We start from the raw sequence: 20,465 nt of genomic DNA, 5'->3' as shown, positions 1-20,465 counted from the left end.
GAAGGCCGGTGAAAAAAGTACACCCTGAGGCAGGGATTTAGGGGGCTTATGTCGAAAAAGGAAGAAAAATCGTTGGAATGGAGCGTGAGCGGATCATGAAAGCCCCCAAAAACCCTTCGACTCAGCCTCGTCTGTTTCAAGTCATCGACATGGAAGAACTGGTTCCTCCACATCATATCTTGCGCCAAATCAACGAAGCGGTTGACTTTTCCGTCATTCACGATTGGGTGGCTCCCCTGTACACGGAAAAAACGGGTCGCCCGGCGGCGGATCCGGAACGGCTGCTTCGCCTAATGCTGCTCTCGTATTTGTTCGACCACTCTGAGCGGGAGTTGTATGAGATCCTCCCCATGCATGCCGGATACTTGTGGTTTTGCGGTCTCGACTTTGAATCCGTGCTCCATCCGGATCCTCATCACCCCACACTGCCGGATCGAACGACGCTCGTCAAAACACGGAAACGCTGGCGCCAACATGGAATCTTTGACCGGCTGATGACCTATGTGGTGGATCAATGCATCGCGGCGGGGTTGGTCTCGCCGGATGTCCATGCGGCGGCTGACGGCACCCAAGTGCGGGCGAATGCCTCGATCCACAGCTTGCGGGAGGTCAAGCTCGCTCCGGTGGAGACGTTGGAAGACTATCTGGCCCGCACTGCCCGGGAAGATGAACAGACCGAGGCCCGGGATCCGGATGACGACCCACCCTCTCCGTCTCCAAAATCAGGGGAACGCGTCCATGCCGAAGAACGGGGAAACTTCCGTGGAGCCACGTTTTCCAACCGGACCCATCGAAGCGTGACGGATCCGGATGCCCGGTTGTACAAGAAAGGCAAAGGGCAGGAAGCGTATCCTCGGTATCTGGTGCACGACGTCATCGATGTCCAGTCGCGCGTGATTTTATCCAGACGGGCCAGCCTCGCCACTGGAACGGCGGAACGGGAGACGAGTTTGGAGCAGCTGGCCTCGATTCGGTTTCGCCATCCGTCGATCACGATTCGGACCTTGTCCGCGGACAAAGCGTATGGCACCACCGAGTATCTGGAAGCGATCTTCGTTCAAGGCATCACACCGCTCGTGTCGCTGCGCCGCAAGGAGATGGAGGAGATTCCAACCTGGAAGCGCCGGGCGAAGGATCCCGCTCAGGAAGCAAAGCGCCAGGCGAAAGTCCGAGACGTTCAGATTCGCAATCAAGCGAGGCTCATTCAGCAACAGGGCGGCTATCGATCCATTCAAGCCCTTCGCACGCGTTGTGAGCATGTGTTCGCCGAAGGGAAGGAATGTCACGGGCTGGACCGGGCCCGAAGCCGGGGCCTTTACGCCATGGAAGAACAGGCGCTGTTGACCGCCGTCGTGCAAAATCTGAAGCGATTGTGCCGGTTTCGAAAAAAACGAGGGGGGACCGGCTCTTTGGCGTGCGCAAAACCGGAATTGGGAGCAGGAAGTCCTGCTCGTCTTCCCATCCTTTGGCGCCAAACGGCGGGGAGAATGGCCTCNGGGACCGGCTCTTTGGCGTGCGCAAAACCGGAATTGGGAGCAGGAAGTCCTGCTCGTCTTCCCATCCTTTGGCGCCAAACGGCGGGGAGAATGGCCTCCAAAATTCGACATGTGGGAAGTCTATGCCCCATTAATTCACCGGCCTTCTTGGCATCCTGTCATTTTGTACAATGGGAAACACAGAATACGCTAGGCTTGGAAAGGGGGATGCGTTGTGGAAGAACGGGAAGCGACATCATTTTTGGAACAGCTGCGGCAAGAAGGGCTGATCACCGAATCGACGCGTCCGGTTTGGGAAATGATTTTGCCAAGGCGGCTTCGGCGGATGTATGAGGTTTTGAATGAGCGCACCCGCTATATTACCGTCTTGATCGAAGCGGTCGATGACCCGCATAACCAAGCGGCGGTGCTGCGGACGGCTGAAGCGTTTGGCGTTCAAGACGTTCATATCGTGACGGGAAAGGCGCCGTTTTCGCCGAACCGGCTTGTGACGCGCTATGCCGATCAGTGGCTGACGCTCCACCATAAGCCAGATATCAAAACGGCCATTGCCGATTTGAAAAGTCAAGGGTATCAAGTGTATGCAAGCTATCTTGGTGAGGAGACGATTCCGGTTTCCGACATCGATCTGTCCCAACCGACAGCGCTGTTGTTTGGCAACGAGCATAGCGGCGTGTCGGAAGAGGCGCTCCGCTTGGCGGACGGAACGTTTGTCATTCCGATGTACGGCTTTGTGCAAAGCTTTAACATTTCCGTCGCCGCTGCGTTAGCGCTCTATGATGTCACCGAGCGGGCGCGCCGCCAGGCCGGCCGACACTACTATTTATTGCCTGAAGAGAAAAAGGCGTTGTATGAACAATGGATGTGGCAAACGTTAAACCCACGCATTCGCAAACAGTTGCAGCAACAAGGATATGCCATTCAAACGAACGAAGGACAGCTGGGTTCTTTTTCATAAAGAATTCAGCTGTCTTGTTTTATGGCGGGCTTTTCCGCAACTCTCCTTTCTCATCAATATTTCCCTAAACGAGGAAAACAAGTGGCGATTTGTTGAACAATGATTGAACAGTTTGTGACAAATGTTTTGCTGATTTATGAACTTTTTCGCTCATTCGTTTCAAACATTTTCAATTTTGATATGGTAGAGACAAAAGAAAATGCATGGAAGGCCCCGAAATGGTTGGGGCAGAAGAGGGAGGACCGATAGCGATGAAACGGGCGAGATGGCGCGCGGTGCTGGTTTTGCCGTTTTTGTTTTTGCTTGGGGGCTGCGTGGAGCGCACGGCCGTGCTCAATCCGCAAGGGCCGGTGGCGCGCATGCAGTATGATTTGATCATGTGGTCTGTCGGCTTTATGTTGTTCATTATTGTTGTTGTATTTACGTTATTTGCCGTTTTTCTCATTCGTTATCGCGAGAAGCCGGAAAATGCCGGCTATGAGCCGCCGGATGAGGAAGGGAACACGTTGCTTGAAGTCGTCTGGACGGCCATTCCAATTTTGATTGTCGCTGCGCTCGCTGTTCCAACAGTGAAGGCGACGTTTGCGTTGGAAAAGCCGCCGACCGAGAAAGTGAAACCGATCACGATCCATGTGACGGCGGCGAACTGGAAATGGATTTTCAGCTATCCGGAAGAAAACATTGAAACGGTCAACTACGTCCATATTCCAGCCGGTGTGCCGGTCAAGTTTAAGCTGACTTCGGTCGGGCCGATGAACTCGTTTTGGGTGCCGGAATTAGGTGGGCAAAAATATGCGATGGACGGCATGGAGACAGAGCTGATTTTGCAAGCCGATAAGCCCGGTTCCTACATGGGGCGGAGCGCCAACTTTTCCGGGGAAAAGTTCGCCCATATGGAGTTTGAGGTCGTCGCACAAACGGGAACGGACTTCCGCAAATGGGTAAATGAAGTGAAACAAACCGCCCCGAAGCTCGATGAGAAAAAATATACACAAATTTTAAAACCGGGGCTTGTTGGGCGAATGACGTTTTCGAACACCCACTTACAATGGATTGACCATGCGAAACAAAACAGCCATCATGCAGATGGAAAGCCAATGAAAAACGACGATCAAAGCGATGAAGCGATGACAAACAGTCACCATCATGGGGAGTAGGAAAGGAGGAGCGAAAGATGAAATGGAGCGAGTTTTTTGTCACGGGTGAGCCGCTCATTTATGCCGCCGATGTCGCCATCGTCTTGACGATGGTCGGCATTGTGTTTGTGTTGACATATTTTAAAAAATGGAAATGGCTGTGGAACGAATGGCTCACGACGGTGGATCATAAAAAGATTGGCGTCATGTACATTATTTGCGCAGTTTTGATGCTCTTCCGCGGCGGCGTCGATGCGCTTTTGATGAGGGCGCAGCTGACCGCGCCGAACATGAAGTTTCTTGACGCGCAACATTACAATGAAATATTTACGACGCACGGGACGATTATGATCTTGTTTATGGCGATGCCGTTCATCATCGGTTTGATGAACATTGTCGTTCCGCTGCAAATCGGGGCGCGCGACGTCGCGTTTCCATATTTGAATGCGTTAAGCTTTTGGCTCTTTTTCTTCGGTGCGTTGCTGTTTAACATTTCGTTCGTCATCGGCGGATCGCCGGATGCCGGTTGGACGGCGTACTTCCCGCTTGCCGGCAACGAATTCAGCCATGGCGTCGGCAACAACTATTACGCTGTCGCTTTACAAATTTCCGGGATCGGAACATTGATGACCGGGATCAACTTCCTTGTCACGATTTTAAAAATGCGCGCGCCGGGCATGACATTGATGCGCATGCCGATGTTTACGTGGACGATTCTCATTACGTGCGTGCTCATTATTTTCGCCTTCCCGGTATTGACCGTCGCCTTGGCATTAATGACGTTCGACCGCGTATTTGGCACGCAATTTTTCACGATGGCCAATGGCGGCATGTCAATGTTGTGGGCGAACTTGTTCTGGATTTGGGGTCACCCGGAAGTGTATATCGTCATTTTGCCTTCGTTCGGCATTTTCTCGGAGGTCGTTAGCACGTTTGCCCAAAAACGTTTGTTCGGTTATAAGGCCATGGTCGGTTCGATCGTCGGCATTGCGTTCCTGAGCTTTATCGTTTGGGTGCACCACTTCTTTACGATGGGCGCAGGGCCGGCAGTGAACTCTGCCTTCTCGATCACGACGATGGCGATCGCGATCCCGACCGGGGTGAAAATTTTCAACTGGCTGTTTACGATCCGAAAAGGGAAAATTCGTTTTACAACCGCGATGCTTTGGTCGCTGGCGTTTATTCCGAACTTTGTCATCGGTGGCGTGACAGGCGTGATGCTGGCAATGGCCGCGGCCGATTATCAATACCATAACAGCTATTTTCTCATCGCCCACTTCCATTACGTGTTGATCGCGGGTACGGTGTTCGCCTGCTTTGCCGGCTTGCATTACTGGTATCCGAAAATGTTTGGCCATATTTTAAACGAGCGGCTCGGCAAATGGACGTTTTGGCTGTTTATGATCGGGTTTAACGTCTGCTTCTTCCCGATGTATTTCCTCGGGTTGATGGGGATGACGCGCCGCATGTACACGTACTCGGCTGGTCTCGGCTGGACGCCGCTCAACGTCGTCGCGACGGTAGGGGCGGCTTTGATGGGCATCGGGTTCATTGTGCTTTGCTATAACATTTATTACAGCGCGCGCTACGGCGAGCGCGACATGACCGGCGACCCGTGGAACGGGCGGACGCTCGAGTGGGCGACCGCGTCGCCGCCGGTGCATTACAACTTCCCGGTGACGCCGGTTGTCGAAGATGTGGATGCATATTGGGTGATGAAGAAAAAATATGGCGGCTTCCAAGTGAAAGAAGAAGACTTGAAGCCGATCCATATGCCAAGCAACTCAGGACGCCCGTTTTGGATGTCGGTAGCGTTTTTCGTCGCCGGGTTCGGCCTCGTGTTCAAATGGTTTGCGTTGGCCATTGTTGGCGCGTTGTTCATTGTGCTTGGATTGATTCTCCGCTCATTTGAAGACGATGATGGCTACTATATTCCGGTTGATGAGATTAAACGAATGGAGCAGGCGGCGCGAAAGGGGGCGTAACGAATGGGAGAAGCTGCACATCGCTATGATGAAACGCTGCCGTTGGAGTATCGGACACAAGAGAGTCGGTTGAACATATTGGGCTTTTGGATTTTCCTCGGGGCGGAAGTCGCGTTGTTTGCGACGCTGTTTGCGACGTATCTCGTCTTGTTCCAACGGACCGGCTCGGGGCCGACGGCAGGGGAGCTGTTTGAGGTAAAAGACGTTCTGATTGAAACGCTGTTGCTTTTAACGAGCAGTTTTACGTGCGGGTTGGCCATTTTTGAAATGCGCCGCGGCCGCATAAGCGGGCTCATCGCTTGGCTGCTAGTCACGTTGCTGCTTGGTGTAGGGTTCATCACATTTGAAATTCGCGAGTTCATTCATTATGTCCATGAAGGAGCGACGATGCAGACGAGCGCATTTTTATCAAGCTTTTTCGTGCTCGTCGGCACGCACGGCGCCCACGTCAGTTTAGGAATTGGCTGGATGATTTTGATCATCATCCAGCTCCTCCAGCGCGGCTTTACGCCGAAAACAGCGCGGAAAGTGTTTATTGTCAGCTTGTACTGGCACTTTTTGGACGTCGTTTGGATTTTCATCTTCACGCTCGTCTATTTGTTAGGGATGGTGATCTAACCATGGGCACGAACGGCCATCACGAATCATTTCCGTGGAAACATATCATTGGGTTTTTGTTGTCGCTCGTCTTGACGTTTGCCGCCCTTTGGGTGGCGCTCTCATCCGGACTGCCGCTCAAAGCGGTCATTGTCATCATTGTTGTGTTTGCGGTGATTCAAGCAAGTTTGCAGCTGTTTATGTTCATGCATGTCAACGAAAGCGACAGCGGCCGCATTCAAACATTCAACATGGCGTACAGCTTCTTTATCGCCATTGTCGTTGTCGCCGGTTCGATTTGGGTGATGCAGTTTGTGTTGTAAAGCGGGCTGGCCGGGGATTCGGCCGGCTTTTTTCCGTCTCTGAAGGCCAGCGGCATTTCCGCCATCAAAAAGGCTTCTGAAAGCCCGCGGTTTCAATCGTGGGATGAAAGACGGCGTTGCTCAGTAATCCTTTAATGGGATTGCTTAGAGCAACCATTTTTATCTTTAGATGTTGCAGTATAACCATTAAACTGATACAATTAATAATATGGAACAAGAATATCGAAGAACGAAAACAACTGTATCTTTAATTAACTATCATTTTGTTTTCTGTCCGCGTTATCGAAGAAAAGTGTTAGTAGGCAGAGTGGAAGAGCGATTCAAGCAGTTAGTAGAAGAAATTTGCCAAGAGAATGATTGGGTCATCCTTGCTATGGAAGTGATGCCTGATCATTGCCATTTGTTCTTGAATTGTCTCCCTTCTGATTCTCCATCAAATATTATGGCAAGAGTGAAAGGAGTGACTTCCAGACGATTAAGACAAGAATTTCAACACTTGTCTCATTTGCCTAGTCTTTGGACACGCTCTTTCTTCGTTAGTACAGCAGGGAATGTATCAAGTGAAACAATAAAACGCTATGTGGAATCTCAAAAGAAAAGGGGGTGAAGCCATGCCCACGATCACACTCAGGCTGGAACTGCACAACCCAACGAAAGTCAAACAAGACATGTATGAACGGATGACAGAAGTGAATACCGCGTTTGCGAATTGGCTGTTGAATCATCCCGAGCTGAATCAAGCGACGAGCAAAATTTNTATGAACGGATGACAGAAGTGAATACCGCGTTTGCGAATTGGCTGTTGAATCATCCCGAGCTGAATCAAGCGACGAGCAAAATTTTTAAGGAGTTTTCGCTGCAGCGGTTTCCTTCCGCCGTCGTGAATCAAACGATTCGAGAAGTGAAGTCTCAAAAGAAAAACCAGAAAACAAAGAAGTTCCGAACATTATGGTGTTGCTTTAACAACCAAAACGTAAAGGTGGAAAAGAAAGGAGAGTTCTACACGGTTTCATTCCCCACACTGGAGAAACGAATTGGCGTACCGGTCGTCGCGCGTTCCTATCAGGAAACGTGGCTGAATCGGCTTATCAATGGAACCGCCAAACAAGGGGCCGCCAAGCTCTACAAAAAGAGAAAGAAATGGTATTTGGCGATCGCCATCACCTTTGAAGTGGAGCCGCGACACGAAACAAAGGTGATGGGCGTTGATTTGGGACTTCGCTATATCGCCGTTGCCAGCGTAGGCACGAAATCGTTGTTTTTCAAAGGGAACCAATGCGCCTTTATTCGCCGGCGGTATGCCGCCCTTCGGCGCACATTGCAAAGAAATAAGAAACTCCATGCAGTGCGAAAAATCGGAAACAAAGAGTCCCGCTGGATGAAGGAGATGAACCATAAAATCAGTCGTGAAATTGCCAATTTTGCCTTCGCCAACGGTGTTGGCGTGATTCGCATGGAAGAGTTGACGGGGATTCGGAAACGAGCCGCTTCGGTAAAAGAAGCAGGACGAAGCCTTCATTCTTGGGCCTTTCACCAACTGCAAACGATGATTGCCTACAAAGCCGAAAAGGCAGGCATTCGGGTGGAGTGGGTGAATCCGACCTATACGAGCCAAACGTGCAAGTGTGGTCATCGAGAGAAAGCGAACCGAAACGGCACCCGCTTCCGATGTCAAAAATGCGGATACACCCTCCACGCCGACTTGAATGGCGCGATCAACATCGCCAAAGCGATTTCGGGCCTTGCCCCCTAACCTAGCGCATTGGTCAAAGGTGCGTCGCCCATCGGGGTACATCTTAACCCGATGGGACGGGGTGATGGCACACCCCTGAACTTGGGCGTTGTCCGAACCAGAAATGGATGAGGACGCCAACGACCCAAGAATCCCACGGTTTTAGCCGTGTGGAGTGTCAAAATACTTTTGACAAAAACGCTTTCGTCCGCTCGTGCTGCGGGCGGTCGAATAAATCTCCCGGCTTGCCTTCTTCGATAATGTAGCCGCCGTCCATAAACAGGACGCGGTCGCCAACTTCGCGGGCAAAGCCCATTTCATGGGTGACGACAACCATCGTCATCCCTTCATTGGCCAGCTGCTTCATGACCGAGAGCACTTCCCCGACCATTTCCGGGTCGAGCGCTGATGTCGGCTCGTCAAACAGCATGATTTTTGGTTCCATGGCGAGCGCCCGGGCGATGGCAACGCGTTGCGCCTGTCCGCCGGAGAGGGAGTCCGGGTAGGCATGCGCTTTGTCTTTCAGCCCGACTTTGGCGAGCAGCTCCATCGCCTTCGCTTCCGCTTTTTCACGCGGCCATTTGCGCACTTTCATCGGTGCCAGCATGATATTGTTCAGCACCGTCATATGCGGAAACAAGTTAAAGCGCTGGAACACCATGCCCACTTCTTCACGCACTTTGTTTAAGTTCGTGTCTTTCGCTTTTAAGTTGATGCCGTCAATGATAATTTCTCCTTCATCGAAATCTTCAAGCAAGTTTAAGCAGCGCAAAAACGTCGATTTCCCCGAGCCGGACGGCCCGATGACAACGACCACTTCCCCTTCGCGAATATGGACATTGATCCCTTTCAGCACTTCAAGCGATCCAAACGATTTTTTCAACTGGCGTACGTCGATCATTGGGTCGAATACTTCCTTTCAAGATAGTGTAAGAGTTTGCTGAGGGAGAGGGTCAGCAACAAATAAATAAACGCGACCGTCAAATACGGTTCCCAGACGCGGTAATATTGCCCCTGTGCCGCTCTTCCCCAATACATCAGCTCCGGGGCAGCGATGACCAGTCCAAGCGAAGAATCCTTGATCAGGACAATAAATTCATTTGCAAACGGCGGAATCATCCGTTTCAACGCCTGCGGCAAAATAATGTAGCGCATGGCCTGCGCGTGCGTCATGCCAAGCGAACGGGCTGCTTCCATTTGCCCTTTGTCGATGGACTGGATGCCGGCGCGGAAAATTTCCGCCACATAGGCTGCCGAATTGAGCGAAAGCGATACGATCAGTGAAACGGTTGCGCTTGGCTGGGCGAAAAAGATTGGCATGACACCGAAGTGAACGAGTAAAATTTGCACGACAAGCGGCGTGCCGCGGAAAAAGTTAATGTACCATGCAAACGGCAACCGGATGAGGCGGTTGGTTGACATTTTGCCAAGGCCGATGATCAAGCCGAGAATTAAACCCGCAATAATGGCGGCGATCGAAACACCAATGGTCAGCAACAACCCACGCAGGAAAAACGGGGCATATTCTATAATGATATCGAAACGGAAATCCATCGGTTCTCACCTTTCTTATGAAAAAGGCGTAACTTATGGCCAGTTACGCCTTTTTCAATCTCGTGTATTTTCATTGTTATTGGGCTTGTTTCAAGCTTTCGATATTCGGTTCAGTACCAAACCATTTTTTGTAAATTTCCGCGTATTTGCCGCTGTCGATCACTTTTTTCAATGCCTCATCGATTTTTGGTTTCAAATCGCTTCCTTTCGGGAACATGAGACCGTAAAACTCAGATTGGAAGTTTTTCGGGTCAGCAATCGCTTTGATCTTTTTGTCTGGGTTGTTTTTCACGTATTCATTGGCTACCGCGTTGTCTGTGACAACTGCATCAACACCGCCGTTGAGCAAATCCATAATGGCGACGACCGTGTTTTCAAACTTTTTGATATTTTTATTCTCTTTGCCAAGCAATTTCTCTACAGCTTCTTGCCCTGTGGTGCCGTTTTGTACACCCACTGTTTTTCCTTTTAGGTCAAGCGCGTTTTGAATCGGGCTTCCTTCTTTAACCATGATCATATGAGTGGATTCAAAATAAGGAATGGAAAAGTCGTATGTTTGCTTGCGTTCATCATTAATCGTAATGCCTGAGATGCCCATGTCGATTTCTTTGCTTTGCAATGCGGCAAACAGCGGATCCCAGCCGATGTTTCGCAATTCGTAGTCAAGACCGGCTTCTTTCATAATAGCATCGAGAAGATCGACGTCGAAGCCGACAATTTTTCCTTTATCCATATATTCGAACGGAGCAAACGCCGCATCTGTCCCGACGACGATTTTTTTCTTTGCTTCCCCGCCGCCCGATGACGAGCTTGTTTCCGTTGACTTGCCGCCGCAGGCAGCGAGCGCCATCAGCAACGCGGCAACAACAGCCACGAATAAACCTTTCTTCATTTTAAGCATGTTATAAAATCCCCCTTTGAAATCATTGTCGATGAACGATTATCATACTATCAATATTTTTTTGGTTATGCAATAGGTTTTATAAAAATAATTGTTTGAACATTTTGGTATCCACTCCTTAATAAGAAAATATGTATTTTATCAATGGTTTTACCGTGATCAATACAAGTGGATTGAATTTTTATGAAATAATGTTTATGAAAGGGAGTTGCGGTTATGGATGATTCTGAATTTACTAAATATTATATCAGAAAGAAAGAGTTTTGTACATCTTTATTTTAAATTCATTTATTTTATCGAATTTGGAAAAAAATAAATACTATTGTATAAATATTATTTGTTCCATTATGATAAGAGTGTGGGTGACAAGACAACAAAGGAAGGGGAGCACGACATGGTTTTATTTTCAGTCATTGTCTACTTAGTTGGCATGCTGTGGATCGGCTATTGGGCGTATAAACGGACGTCGAATTTGTCCGATTATATGCTTGGCGGCCGGACGCTCGGGCCGGCGGTGACCGCGCTTAGCGCCGGGGCTTCCGACATGAGCGGTTGGTTGCTCATGGGGCTGCCGGGGGCGATGTATATCGATGGAGTGAGCGCCGCATGGATCGTCATCGGCTTGACGCTTGGCGCTTATGCAAACTGGCTGTTCGTTGCGCCGCGCTTGCGCGTCTATACAGAAGTGGCGAACGATTCGATTACGATTCCAGAGTTTTTAGAAAACCGATTCGGGGATGCCACGAAATTGTTGCGCATGGTGTCTGGCATTGTCATTATGGTCTTTTTTACGTTTTATGTATCGTCCGGCCTTGTTTCAGGGGGCGTTCTGTTTGAAAACTCGTTTGGTGTCAGCTACCATACGGGCTTGTGGATCGTTGGCGGCGTTGTCGTCGCTTACACGCTGTTTGGCGGCTTTTTGGCCGTCAGCTGGACGGACTTTGTGCAAGGGACGATTATGTTCATTGCGTTGATTCTGGTGCCGGTGGTGACGCTGTTCCATACAGGCGGGCCAGTAGATACGATTGAGACGATCCGCGACATCGATCCCAACTTGTTGAACTTGTGGAAAGGAACAAGTGTTCTTGGCATCATTTCGTTATTCGCCTGGGGGCTCGGCTATTTTGGCCAGCCGCACATTATCGTCCGCTTTATGGCGATCAAGTCGGTCAAAGAAATGAAAAGCGCCCGGCGCATCGGCATGGGTTGGATGATTTTCTCGGTTGTCGGAGCGATGTTGACGGGTCTTTTTGGAATCGCTTACTTTTCGCAACGCGGCATGAAACTTGATGATCCTGAAACGGTATTTATTAAGCTCGGGCACATTTTGTTCCATCCGATTATTACCGGGTTTTTGCTGGCGGCGATTTTAGCCGCGATTATGAGCACCATTTCATCCCAGCTGCTCGTCACCTCGAGCTCGCTGACCGAAGACTTGTATAAAGTCGTGTTCCGCCGCGCGGCTTCGGATAAGGAGCTTGTCTTCGTCGGGCGTTTGTCGGTGCTCATTGTCGCCATTGTCGCAACGGCGCTGGCGTACACGAAAAACGACACGATTTTAAACTTGGTCGGCTATGCGTGGGCTGGATTTGGCGCATCGTTTGGCCCAGTTATTCTGTTGAGCTTATGCTGGCGGCGGATGACGAAATGGGGGGCGCTCGCCGGCATGGTCGCTGGGGCATTGACGGTCATTCTTTGGACGCAATCCGCCTACTTAAAAGGGCTGTTGTATGAAATGATCCCCGGTTTTGCCGCCAGCTTGGCAGCGATTGTGATCGTCAGCTTGCTGACGAAGGAGCCAGAAGGGAAAGTAGCTGAACAATTTGATCGATTCAAGCAGTTGCTGTCCTAAAAATAGGCAAAAGGGTGTCCCCTTGCGCAGGGGCACCCTTTTTGTCGTTTAGGACTATTTCACTTGATTCCAATCCGGGTACAAGTCGATGCGCCGGTCGCGCCATGTCGCGACCGATCCTTTTTCCCGCACTTTGCGAAGAAGCGATAAGTCGAGGTCAGCCGTAATGACCATGTCGTCGTTGATCTCGCCGGCCGCAAGCACGCCGCCGGGTGGGAACGGGATGTCGTTGGGCGTGATGACGGCCGCTTGGCCGAAATTGGCGCGCATAAAGTCGACCGTCGGAAGCGACCCGACCGTGCCGGTCGTGACGACATACACTTCGTTTTCGATGGCCCGAGCGTGGCAGCAATACCGTACACGGTAAAACCCGTGCCGGTCATCGGTGCACGACGGACAGAAGATGACATCTGCCCCTTTGGCGCGCGCCATACGAACGATTTCCGGAAACTCGATGTCATAGCACGTCAAAATGGCGATCGTCGCTTTGTCCGTTTCAAACACATGCACGCCGTCGCCTGGAGCGATATTCCACTCGTTCACTTCCGTCGGGGTGATGTGCAATTTCGCCTGCTGATGGATGTGCCCATCCGGCGTGAATAAATGAGCGACATTGTACAGCTTGCCGTTTTGGCGGATGACATGCGTGCCGCCGATCAAATACATGCCGGTGTCTTTGGCGAGCGACACAAACAGTTCAGTGTATTTTTCGGTATAATTCGGCAAGTCATCAATCGTCGCTTGCCGTCCGTCATCAAGTGGAATGGAAAGCAATTGGGTCGTGAAAAATTCTGGGAACAAGACGAACTCGGCGTCAAACTCTTGCGCCGTTTTGACGTAATGCGTCACTTGCGCGGCAAACTCGTCAAACGAACGGATGGTGTGAAGATGATATTGGACAGCCGAGACGCGCAATGGCGGCACCTTCCTTTCTATTTCCATATGGCATCTATTTTAGCACCATGCAAACCGTTTGGAGGCATTTGATTTTTCAATATGCGCAGGCCCCGCTCCCTTCCTATTTCAAGGAGGGGAGTTGCGGAAAAAGACAAGGACGAGGTCTTGTCTATTATTGTTCGCCGTAGCGGCGGTACGCACCGTGATGTGTGGGCCCGACGTATTCGTTGAGCGGGAACGAGTGGCGGATGGCGGTGGTGATGAACGCTTTTGCCGTCGCAATGGCGTCTTTCACCGGCCGGCCTTTCGCCAGTTCGGCGGCGATGGCCGCCGAGAACGTGCAGCCTGCTCCGTGCGTATACGTCGTGTCAATCCGCTCCGATTCGAGGAGTTCAAACGTTTTGCCGTCGTAAAGGACGTCAACCGCATAGTCATGCGGAATTTTCCGCCCGCCTTTGACGATGACATATTGGGCCCCGAGTTCATGAATGCGCCCGGCCGCTTCCTTCATGTCCTCGATCGTTTCAATGCGCGGCAAGCCGGAAAGCTGCGCTGCTTCGAACAAGTTTGGCGTCACGACCATCGCTTTTGGCACGAGCGTTTCCCGGTAGCACACCGTATTTTCCGGGTGGAGCGGCTCATCCGTCCCTTTGCACACCATAACCGGATCGACGACCGCATTTTTCAAACCATGCTTTTCAATCGTCCGCGCCGCTAATTCAATGATATCAGTTGTCGGAAGCATGCCTGTTTTTAAGGCATCAATCCCGACGCCGACGATGATCGTCTCAAGCTGGGCTTCGATCGTTGCTAGGTCAACGGGGAACACTTGGTGCGCCCACCGGTTGTGCGGGTCCATGGCGACGATGGTCGTGATCGCCGTCATGCCGTAAACGCCAAGCTCTTGGAACGTTTTTAAGTCCGCCTGCAGCCCGGCGCCGCCGCTGCTGTCCGACCCGGCGATCGTTAATGCTTTTGGCATTGTCATCGCACCCACTCTCCTTTTGTTAATATCATGAATTCACCTTAAGATTGAAACAGTTGCTCTACATCGACGGAAAAGCCGTCAAGTGCACGTGAACATGCGGTGCCGGTTTCTTTCCAGACGCCGGCTTGTTCATATTGTCCATTGTCATTGAGCGAGTAGATTTGCACAACACGATGCATGGGGTTCACGATCCAGTATTCATAGACTCCGTATTGCATATACAAATTCAATTTGAACACGAGATCGTACGCCTGGTTGGAAGGGCTTAAAATCTCGATGATCAGCGTTGGGACGCCGACAAATTTTGTATCCGTTAATCCACTTGGATCACAGATCACGGTTAAATCAGGGACGACAATTTTCTTGCCTTCGATTCGTTCGTTCTTTAGTTCGATATCAAACGGGGCATGAAACACTTCATACGGCTTTCCTTCTAAAAAATGGAACAGTTGGACGTGCAGCCGTCCCGATATGCGTTGGTGCTGGGTCGAAGGGGAGGGAGACATCAACACAGCGCCATCAATGTATTCTAAAACGCGGTCGGTTGTTTCCCGCATGCGATAAAATTCTTCAAGCGATACCGCCTGTTTTCCCGGAACGTTCACGAAATCACCTTCTTTCCAGCTTTCTATTTTCATTATACACTGGCCGCTTTGCCGAACGAAAATGATTTGGCATAACGCAACGGGTGACATACTCCAGCCGCCTACGCTCACTTGCAGAAATGGCGGCCTTGTCGGGTTAGGACGATAAAAAAAGCCGCCCGCTATGAGCGGGCGATCTATGATAAGAATGGGAAGTGATGAACAGGCGGCCGACAGCGCGCGTTGCCGCCTGCGTCCATCACGGTTAGTTGGCAGCCAGCGTTTTGCCGAGCGCTTCGCGGACAGGGACGTAGCGGTAACCGAGGTCGCGGGCGACCGCTTCGTACGTAATTTCGCCGTTGGCGACGTTGACGCCAAGCTCAAGCGCCGGGTTGTCTGTAATGGCTTGGATGACGCCTTTATTGGCAATTTGCAAGGCGTATGGCATCGTGACGTTCGTCAAGGCGATCGTCGAGGTGCGCGGAACGGCTCCAGGCATGTTGGCGACCGCATAATGGACGACGCCGTGTTTGACGTACGTCGGGTTGTCATGTGTTGTGACGTGGTCGCTCGTCTCGACAATGCCCCCTTGGTCGATGGCGACATCGACGATGACCGAACCCGGTTTCATCGCTTTCACCATATCCTCGGTGACGAGCTTCGGCGCCCGCGCCCCTGGGATGAGGACAGCGCCGATGACAAGGTCGGCCTCTGCGACCGCCTCGGCAATGTTCATCGGGTTGGACATGAGCGTCGTAATTTGGTTGCCGAAAATGTCGTCAAGCTCGCGCAGGCGATCCGCGTTCAAGTCGATAATCGTGACATCTGCCCCGAGGCCGACGGCGACTTTCGCTGCGTTCGTGCCGACGACTCCGCCGCCGATGATCGTCACTTTGCCGCGGGCGACGCCTGGGACGCCGCCAAGCAAAATGCCTTTGCCGCCGTACGGTTTTTCTAAAAATTGCGCTCCAATTTGCGCCGCCATCCGTCCGGCGACTTCGCTCATCGGTGTCAACAGCGGCAGCGTGCGGCCGACTTGCACCGTCTCATAGGCAATGGCGATGACGCCGCTTTCTTTTAAGGCGCGTGTCAACTCCGGGTCGGCGGCCAAATGCAAATAGGTGAACAGCACAAGCCCCGGACGGAAGAAGCGGTATTCGCTTGGCAGCGGCTCTTTCACTTTCATCACCATATCGGCTTGCGCCCACACATCTTCCGCTCGCTCGATGATTTGTGCTCCGGCACGGGCGTAATCATTGTCGCTGAAACCGCTTCCAACCCCTGCCTCTTTCTCAATGAGCACCGTATGTCCTGCCTGAACGAACGACAATACGCCAGCCGGCGTAATGGCGACACGGTTTTCGTTATTTTTAATTTCCTTTGGCACTCCAATAATCATGAATATGGTTCCTCCTCATCAAAAGTGGCCTTACTTATAGTATAAAAGAGACGGAACGGGCCGGGCATTGTTCAAAAAAGAGAAAGAAGCGCGTGGGTTTTGTGGATTTCCACAAATTCAACCGCGCGCTTCGTATTTCGCTAATTTAATATCGATGTATAATTTGATTTTTTGATTCATGTCATTGAGATCAAGCTCGGCGATGTCGGCAATCCGCTTGAGCCGATAAGCAAGCGTGTTCGGGTGAACGTTGAGGACGTCGGCGGTTTCTTGCACATTTTCGTTATGGTCAAAAAATGTTTCAAACGTTTTCACCAAGTCGCTGTGATGTTTGCGGTCATAGGCTTGCAATTTCTCAAGCGCCGGGTTGGTCCAGCCTCCTTGCCGTTTTTTTTCAAGCAAAAAGTCAAAAAATTGGTAAATACCGAGTTGGGCGTAGCCGTAGACGCCGTTGATGTCATCCCCAAGCTTCTCCTTCAGCGCTAGCACGGCGAGCGCTTCGCGGTAGCTTTTTTCAATGAGGCGATAGACGCTGTACACGCCGCCAAATCCGCACTGCACATCGTGGATGTGAAATCGTTCTTTCATTTTGGCGGCGAACGATTCGATGAATGCACTCAGCTCTTTCAGCGGCTGGTCGGTTTTGGGCGCCGCCAGCAAAATCACATCGCGGCCGTCGGTCGTATAAAGAAGAATCGGGATTTGCTGAGTCGTCTGCAAGAGATAAGAAATTTGCCGCTCCATTTCGGCGGTCAAATCAGCGGCAAAGCGGAAGACGACAACGGCAAACTGCGGTGCGGTCGGGATTTGCATGGCAGCGAGATGGGCGCGAATCTCGTCTTCGGCCGCGATATGGCTCGTCAGCAACTTCCAAAACAGCTCCTGCACCCGCTCTTCTTTTTTGTTTTTGCGCATATACAGCTGCAACACTTTGTTTTTCGCTGCCTTGGCGGCGAGCTTGAGCCATTCCATCTCCTCAGGCGACAGCGTCCGGTTCGTTTCCAGCACCCAGATGAAACCGATCACCTCATCGTTTTTCCAGATCGAGACAGCGACGCGGCTTCCGAGGCCGACGTCATGAATCGGCGGCACGCGCACCGGTTCGCGGCTTTTGAGCAGCGCCGGGATGGCGCCTTGTTTCCATAAGCTGTTGATCACTTTTTCCGGAACGCGCCGGCTGATGATCGTCGCCGTCCGCGCCGGGTCGGTGTAATCATCATGGGCGCTGTAGGCGATGAGCCGATGGTTCGCGTCTTCGATCGTCACCGGGCATTTCAGCACGTCGCTGACGCGGTCGGCAAACTCTTCAAGGCTGTCAAATTCGCCGCGGAACGGGTCGGTATCATAAGACATATTGACTCCCTCGCATCGTCCATATGATTTGTAGTTTCATTTTATCATAAATGTGAATCCACCACCGTTATTGTATGATGAAAGAAAGGAATGGCTGCGCTTTCTGTCCAAGGAAGGAAAGAAGGAATTCTCCCAAGAATGAAAAAATGGGACATTGCCGTCATTCCCAGCGACGGAATTGGCAAGAAAGCCGTTCCCGTGGCGAACACGAACGTCAACGGCAAATATCCGTCGATGTTTGAACCGGTGCACGGTTCGGCGCCGGATATTTACGGCAAAGGTATCGCCAATCCGATCGGGCAAATTTAGACGGCGAAGTTGATGTCTGACCATTTCGTTGAAGAAGAGCTCGGCGCCCTCTTGTTGCAAGCGATCGAGGATGTCACCTCTGACGGCATCAAAACGCCGGATCTTGGCGGCACGGCGACGACGAAGGAAGTGGTGGAAGAAATTTGCCGGCGTCTGCGTGAGCAAGCCTGACCTGTTCAAAAGGGCAAGCGGCACCGTTTGCAGTTTCCTTCTGTTCAGGTATACTTGTTGTCAGACGAACTGAACAGAAAGGATGACGCCCATTGTTCAAAAAATGGTTTGGCAAGCAACAGCCGAAGGAAGAGACGATCACCGCGCCGCTTGACGGGACGATCATGCGGCTTGAAGACGTGCCGGATCCGGTGTTTGCGCAAAAAATGATGGGCGATGGCATCGCCATCGATCCGGCGGATGGGGATGTCGTCGCTCCGGTCGATGGTGAAATCATCCAGCTCTTTCCGACGAAACACGCCATCGGCTTGCGTTCGGAAGCGGGTGTGGAGCTGCTCATCCATGTCGGCATCGACACCGTGTCGATGAACGGGGAAGGATTCACCGCCTATGTCAAAGCCGGCGACCGAGTGAAACGGGGCGATCGGCTTCTTTCTGTCGACTTGCCGCTTGTGCGCGAGAAAGCGAAAAGCGCGGTGACGCCGATCATCATCACGAACGGCGACGCCCTCGAAAGCCTCGAGAGAGAGGCCGAGGCATCAGCCAAAAAAGGCGAGACGGTCTTATTTCATGTCAAAATGAAATAAGGGCGGCAGGGAAAGGAATTCACCGCCCGGTTTTTTCCGCATCCGGACGACCGAACGATTTTATTTGGAACTCATGGACATCTTCATATGGACATCGAGAAATGGGAATTATAAGATGGGTTGGCACGAGCAAAGTTGCCGAGAGCAATCGCTTTTCGGCGGCTTTTTTATGACTGTTGCGGTTCGTTTTGTGAGAAAATGAGCAATACGGGATTGAATTTACTTCCGTCCCCCTCTATAATGAACAGTAGATGATGTCTTTACATCGATAATGACAGGAGGATACACATGAACGAACCGACGATTTCCCAGCGCAAGCTGTTAAGCATTGCCGGTCTCGGTTGGCTGTTTGACGCGATGGATGTCGGCATGTTGTCGTTTTTGATGGCGGCCTTGCAAAAAGACTGGAATTTGACGGCCGGCCAAGTCGGCTGGATCGGCAGCGTCAACTCGATCGGCATGGCGGTTGGAGCGCTCGTGTTCGGGCTGCTCGCCGACCGGATCGGGCGGAAAAACGTTTTTATTTTCACATTGTTGCTGTTCTCGCTTGGCAGCGGGTTGTCGGCGCTGACGACGACGTTGGCGGCGTTTTTGGCGCTCCGCTTTTTGATCGGCATGGGACTTGGCGGCGAGCTGCCGGTCGCGTCAACGCTCGTTTCGGAGGCGGTGCCGGCTGCCGACCGCGGCCGGGTTGTCGTGCTGCTTGAGAGCTTTTGGGCTGGCGGTTGGCTATTGGCAGCGCTCATCTCGTATTTCGTCATACCAGCTTACGGATGGCGAACGGCGTTATGGCTGGCGGCGATTCCAGCGCTGTATGCGATCTATTTGCGCCTCCGCCTGCCCGATTCGCCGCGGTTTGCGGCCGCGCAAAAAGAGGAGACGGTGTGGAGCAATATCGTCAAAGTATGGTCCGCTCCCCATCGGAAAGAGACGGTTATGCTTTGGTTGCTTTGGTTTTGCGTCGTCTTTTCGTATTACGGCATGTTTTTATGGCTGCCGAGCGTTATGGTGATGAAAGGGTTTAGTTTAATTAAAAGCTTTGAATATGTGCTCATCATGACGCTGGCGCAATTGCCCGGCTATTTCAGCGCCGCATGGCTGATCGAGCGGGCGGGGCGGAAATTTGTCTTGGTCACGTACTTGCTTGGCACAGCATTGAGCGCTTACTTTTTCGGCACGGCCGAGTCGCTCGTCGGGCTGATGGCATCCGGCATTTTCTTGTCGTTTTTCAACCTCGGCGCTTGGGGAGCGCTGTATGCGTATACGCCGGAGCAGTATCCGACGTCGATTCGTGCGACCGGCGCCGGCATGGCGGCGGCGTTTGGCCGCATCGGCGGCATTTTCGGCCCGCTGTTGGTCGGTTCGCTTGTCGCCCAAGGGGTGTCGGTGACGGCCATTTTCACGCTGTTTTGTCTATCGGTCCTTGTCGCCGTTTTGGCGGTCGCGGTGTTGGGCAGCGAGACGAAGCAGCAGGAGCTTGCATGAGGAAAATCGTTGTAAGGGACATTCTCTAAGACAGATCTCTCACGAGAGTTGCGGGCTTTGGTTCGTGGCGCTCGTTAGGGGAGGCACGCCGAAATTGACAAACAAACGGCAGGGGCGGTACCTTAAGGGTAAGCCCCTTTTTTGATTGGCCAAGCTTT

General features: G+C 51.8%; 17 protein-coding genes and 3 pseudogenes. 12 read left to right on the top strand and 8 right to left on the bottom strand.

Annotated elements, in window-relative coordinates:
- Nucleotides 1-77: 77 nt before the first annotated feature.
- From T260_RS137105 to T260_RS01000000137780, 8 genes and pseudogenes are all read left to right on the top strand, one after another.
- Nucleotides 78-1,493: pseudogene (locus T260_RS137105) on the top strand (IS5-like element ISGka1 family transposase); the annotation flags it as partial.
- Between the two features lie 217 nt (nucleotides 1,494-1,710).
- Entirely contained in the window at nucleotides 1,711-2,454 is a 744-nt protein-coding gene (locus tag T260_RS137110; RefSeq protein WP_011232924.1) for a TrmH family RNA methyltransferase, read from the top strand.
- 251 nt (nucleotides 2,455-2,705) lie between these two features.
- On the top strand, nucleotides 2,706-3,611 hold the full coding sequence (gene qoxA / locus T260_RS137115; RefSeq protein ID WP_013146685.1) for a cytochrome aa3 quinol oxidase subunit II: 906 nt from the start codon (nucleotides 2,706-2,708) through the stop codon (nucleotides 3,609-3,611).
- A gap of 17 nt (nucleotides 3,612-3,628) precedes the next feature.
- On the top strand, nucleotides 3,629-5,575 hold the full coding sequence (gene qoxB, locus T260_RS137120; protein WP_014197016.1) for a cytochrome aa3 quinol oxidase subunit I: 1,947 nt from the start codon (nucleotides 3,629-3,631) through the stop codon (nucleotides 5,573-5,575).
- Nucleotides 5,576-5,578: 3 nt separating this feature from the next.
- Nucleotides 5,579-6,193, top strand: a complete 615-nt coding sequence (gene qoxC, locus T260_RS137125) for a cytochrome aa3 quinol oxidase subunit III (RefSeq protein ID WP_014197015.1) — start codon at nucleotides 5,579-5,581, stop codon at nucleotides 6,191-6,193.
- 2 nt (nucleotides 6,194-6,195) lie between these two features.
- Nucleotides 6,196-6,495, top strand: a complete 300-nt coding sequence (gene qoxD, locus T260_RS137130) for a cytochrome aa3 quinol oxidase subunit IV (protein WP_013146682.1) — start codon at nucleotides 6,196-6,198, stop codon at nucleotides 6,493-6,495.
- Between the two features lie 208 nt (nucleotides 6,496-6,703).
- On the top strand, nucleotides 6,704-7,102 hold the full coding sequence (tnpA, locus tag T260_RS1000000138415; protein ID WP_013146681.1) for an IS200/IS605 family transposase: 399 nt from the start codon (nucleotides 6,704-6,706) through the stop codon (nucleotides 7,100-7,102).
- A gap of 4 nt (nucleotides 7,103-7,106) precedes the next feature.
- Nucleotides 7,107-8,248: pseudogene (locus T260_RS01000000137780) on the top strand (RNA-guided endonuclease TnpB family protein).
- A 157-nt stretch (nucleotides 8,249-8,405) separates the two neighbouring features.
- On the opposite strand, the gene T260_RS137135 reads toward T260_RS01000000137780, so the two are convergent.
- The 3 genes from T260_RS137135 to T260_RS137145 form a co-directional block, all read right to left on the bottom strand.
- Entirely contained in the window at nucleotides 8,406-9,128 is a 723-nt protein-coding gene (locus T260_RS137135; protein WP_014197013.1) for an amino acid ABC transporter ATP-binding protein, read from the bottom strand.
- Entirely contained in the window at nucleotides 9,125-9,781 is a 657-nt protein-coding gene (locus tag T260_RS137140; protein ID WP_023633306.1) for an amino acid ABC transporter permease, read from the bottom strand. The genes T260_RS137135 and T260_RS137140 overlap by 4 nt, the downstream gene beginning before the upstream one ends.
- Nucleotides 9,782-9,857: 76 nt before the next feature.
- Entirely contained in the window at nucleotides 9,858-10,682 is an 825-nt protein-coding gene (locus T260_RS137145) for a basic amino acid ABC transporter substrate-binding protein (protein WP_023633305.1), read from the bottom strand.
- Nucleotides 10,683-11,076: 394 nt separating this feature from the next.
- Between T260_RS137145 and putP the strand changes: the two genes are divergently transcribed.
- Nucleotides 11,077-12,534 carry a sodium/proline symporter PutP gene (gene putP / locus T260_RS137150; protein WP_023633304.1) on the top strand — a complete coding sequence of 486 codons (1,458 nt, stop codon included), beginning with the start codon at nucleotides 11,077-11,079 and terminating at the stop codon, nucleotides 12,532-12,534.
- 54 nt (nucleotides 12,535-12,588) lie between these two features.
- Here putP and T260_RS137155 read toward each other — a convergent pair whose 3' ends face one another.
- The 5 genes from T260_RS137155 to T260_RS137175 all read right to left on the bottom strand — a co-directional run bounded on the left by T260_RS137155 (nucleotide 12,589) and on the right by T260_RS137175 (nucleotide 17,755).
- Nucleotides 12,589-13,449, bottom strand: coding sequence for a carbon-nitrogen hydrolase family protein (locus T260_RS137155; protein ID WP_013524864.1), 861 nt, complete (start codon nucleotides 13,447-13,449; stop codon nucleotides 12,589-12,591).
- Nucleotides 13,450-13,603: 154 nt separating this feature from the next.
- Nucleotides 13,604-14,419, bottom strand: coding sequence for a pyridoxine/pyridoxal/pyridoxamine kinase (gene pdxK / locus T260_RS137160; RefSeq protein ID WP_023633303.1), 816 nt, complete (start codon nucleotides 14,417-14,419; stop codon nucleotides 13,604-13,606).
- Nucleotides 14,420-14,457: 38 nt separating this feature from the next.
- Entirely contained in the window at nucleotides 14,458-15,024 is a 567-nt protein-coding gene (locus tag T260_RS137165) for a Uma2 family endonuclease (RefSeq protein WP_033027046.1), read from the bottom strand.
- Nucleotides 15,025-15,268: 244 nt separating this feature from the next.
- Entirely contained in the window at nucleotides 15,269-16,402 is a 1,134-nt protein-coding gene (gene ald, locus T260_RS137170; protein WP_023633301.1) for an alanine dehydrogenase, read from the bottom strand.
- Nucleotides 16,403-16,519: 117 nt separating this feature from the next.
- Nucleotides 16,520-17,755: a PucR family transcriptional regulator gene (locus tag T260_RS137175; RefSeq protein ID WP_023633300.1), complete on the bottom strand. Its 1,236-nt coding sequence runs from the start codon at nucleotides 17,753-17,755 to the stop codon at nucleotides 16,520-16,522.
- 195 nt (nucleotides 17,756-17,950) lie between these two features.
- Here T260_RS137175 and T260_RS1000000140100 point away from each other — a divergent pair.
- The 3 genes and pseudogenes from T260_RS1000000140100 to T260_RS137185 all read left to right on the top strand — a co-directional run.
- Nucleotides 17,951-18,235: pseudogene (locus T260_RS1000000140100) on the top strand (isocitrate/isopropylmalate family dehydrogenase); the annotation flags it as partial.
- A 92-nt stretch (nucleotides 18,236-18,327) separates the two neighbouring features.
- Nucleotides 18,328-18,822, top strand: a complete 495-nt coding sequence (locus T260_RS137180; protein ID WP_013146670.1) for a PTS sugar transporter subunit IIA — start codon at nucleotides 18,328-18,330, stop codon at nucleotides 18,820-18,822.
- Between the two features lie 288 nt (nucleotides 18,823-19,110).
- Nucleotides 19,111-20,307: an MFS transporter gene (locus T260_RS137185; RefSeq protein ID WP_023633297.1), complete on the top strand. Its 1,197-nt coding sequence runs from the start codon at nucleotides 19,111-19,113 to the stop codon at nucleotides 20,305-20,307.
- The last annotated feature ends 158 nt before the right edge of the window (nucleotides 20,308-20,465 follow it).

It is taken from the genome of Geobacillus thermopakistaniensis, from assembly GCF_000498995.1.
In the GTDB taxonomy this organism is placed as follows: Bacteria; Bacillota; Bacilli; order Bacillales; family Anoxybacillaceae; genus Geobacillus; species Geobacillus thermoleovorans.
The sequence above is the reverse complement of the archived record's forward strand: the minus strand, read 5'-3'. Positions and strand labels throughout refer to the sequence as shown.

Bases quoted from the DNA above. Each gene is read 5' to 3' on its own strand.
- qoxA (WP_013146685.1), top strand. From the start codon at position 2,706: ATGAAACGGGCGAGATGGCGCGCGGTGCTGGTTTTGCCGTTTTTGTTT.
- qoxB (WP_014197016.1), top strand. From the start codon at position 3,629: ATGAAATGGAGCGAGTTTTTTGTCACGGGTGAGCCGCTCATTTATGCC.
- qoxC (WP_014197015.1), top strand. From the start codon at position 5,579: ATGGGAGAAGCTGCACATCGCTATGATGAAACGCTGCCGTTGGAGTAT.
- qoxD (WP_013146682.1), top strand. From the start codon at position 6,196: ATGGGCACGAACGGCCATCACGAATCATTTCCGTGGAAACATATCATT.
- tnpA (WP_013146681.1), top strand. From the start codon at position 6,704: ATGGAACAAGAATATCGAAGAACGAAAACAACTGTATCTTTAATTAAC.
- T260_RS137135 (WP_014197013.1), bottom strand. From the start codon at position 9,128: ATGATCGACGTACGCCAGTTGAAAAAATCGTTTGGATCGCTTGAAGTG.
- T260_RS137140 (WP_023633306.1), bottom strand. From the start codon at position 9,781: ATGGATTTCCGTTTCGATATCATTATAGAATATGCCCCGTTTTTCCTG.
- T260_RS137145 (WP_023633305.1), bottom strand. From the start codon at position 10,682: ATGCTTAAAATGAAGAAAGGTTTATTCGTGGCTGTTGTTGCCGCGTTG.
- putP (WP_023633304.1), top strand. From the start codon at position 11,077: ATGGTTTTATTTTCAGTCATTGTCTACTTAGTTGGCATGCTGTGGATC.
- pdxK (WP_023633303.1), bottom strand. From the start codon at position 14,419: ATGACAATGCCAAAAGCATTAACGATCGCCGGGTCGGACAGCAGCGGC.
- ald (WP_023633301.1), bottom strand. From the start codon at position 16,402: ATGATTATTGGAGTGCCAAAGGAAATTAAAAATAACGAAAACCGTGTC.
- T260_RS137175 (WP_023633300.1), bottom strand. From the start codon at position 17,755: ATGTCTTATGATACCGACCCGTTCCGCGGCGAATTTGACAGCCTTGAA.
- T260_RS137185 (WP_023633297.1), top strand. From the start codon at position 19,111: ATGAACGAACCGACGATTTCCCAGCGCAAGCTGTTAAGCATTGCCGGT.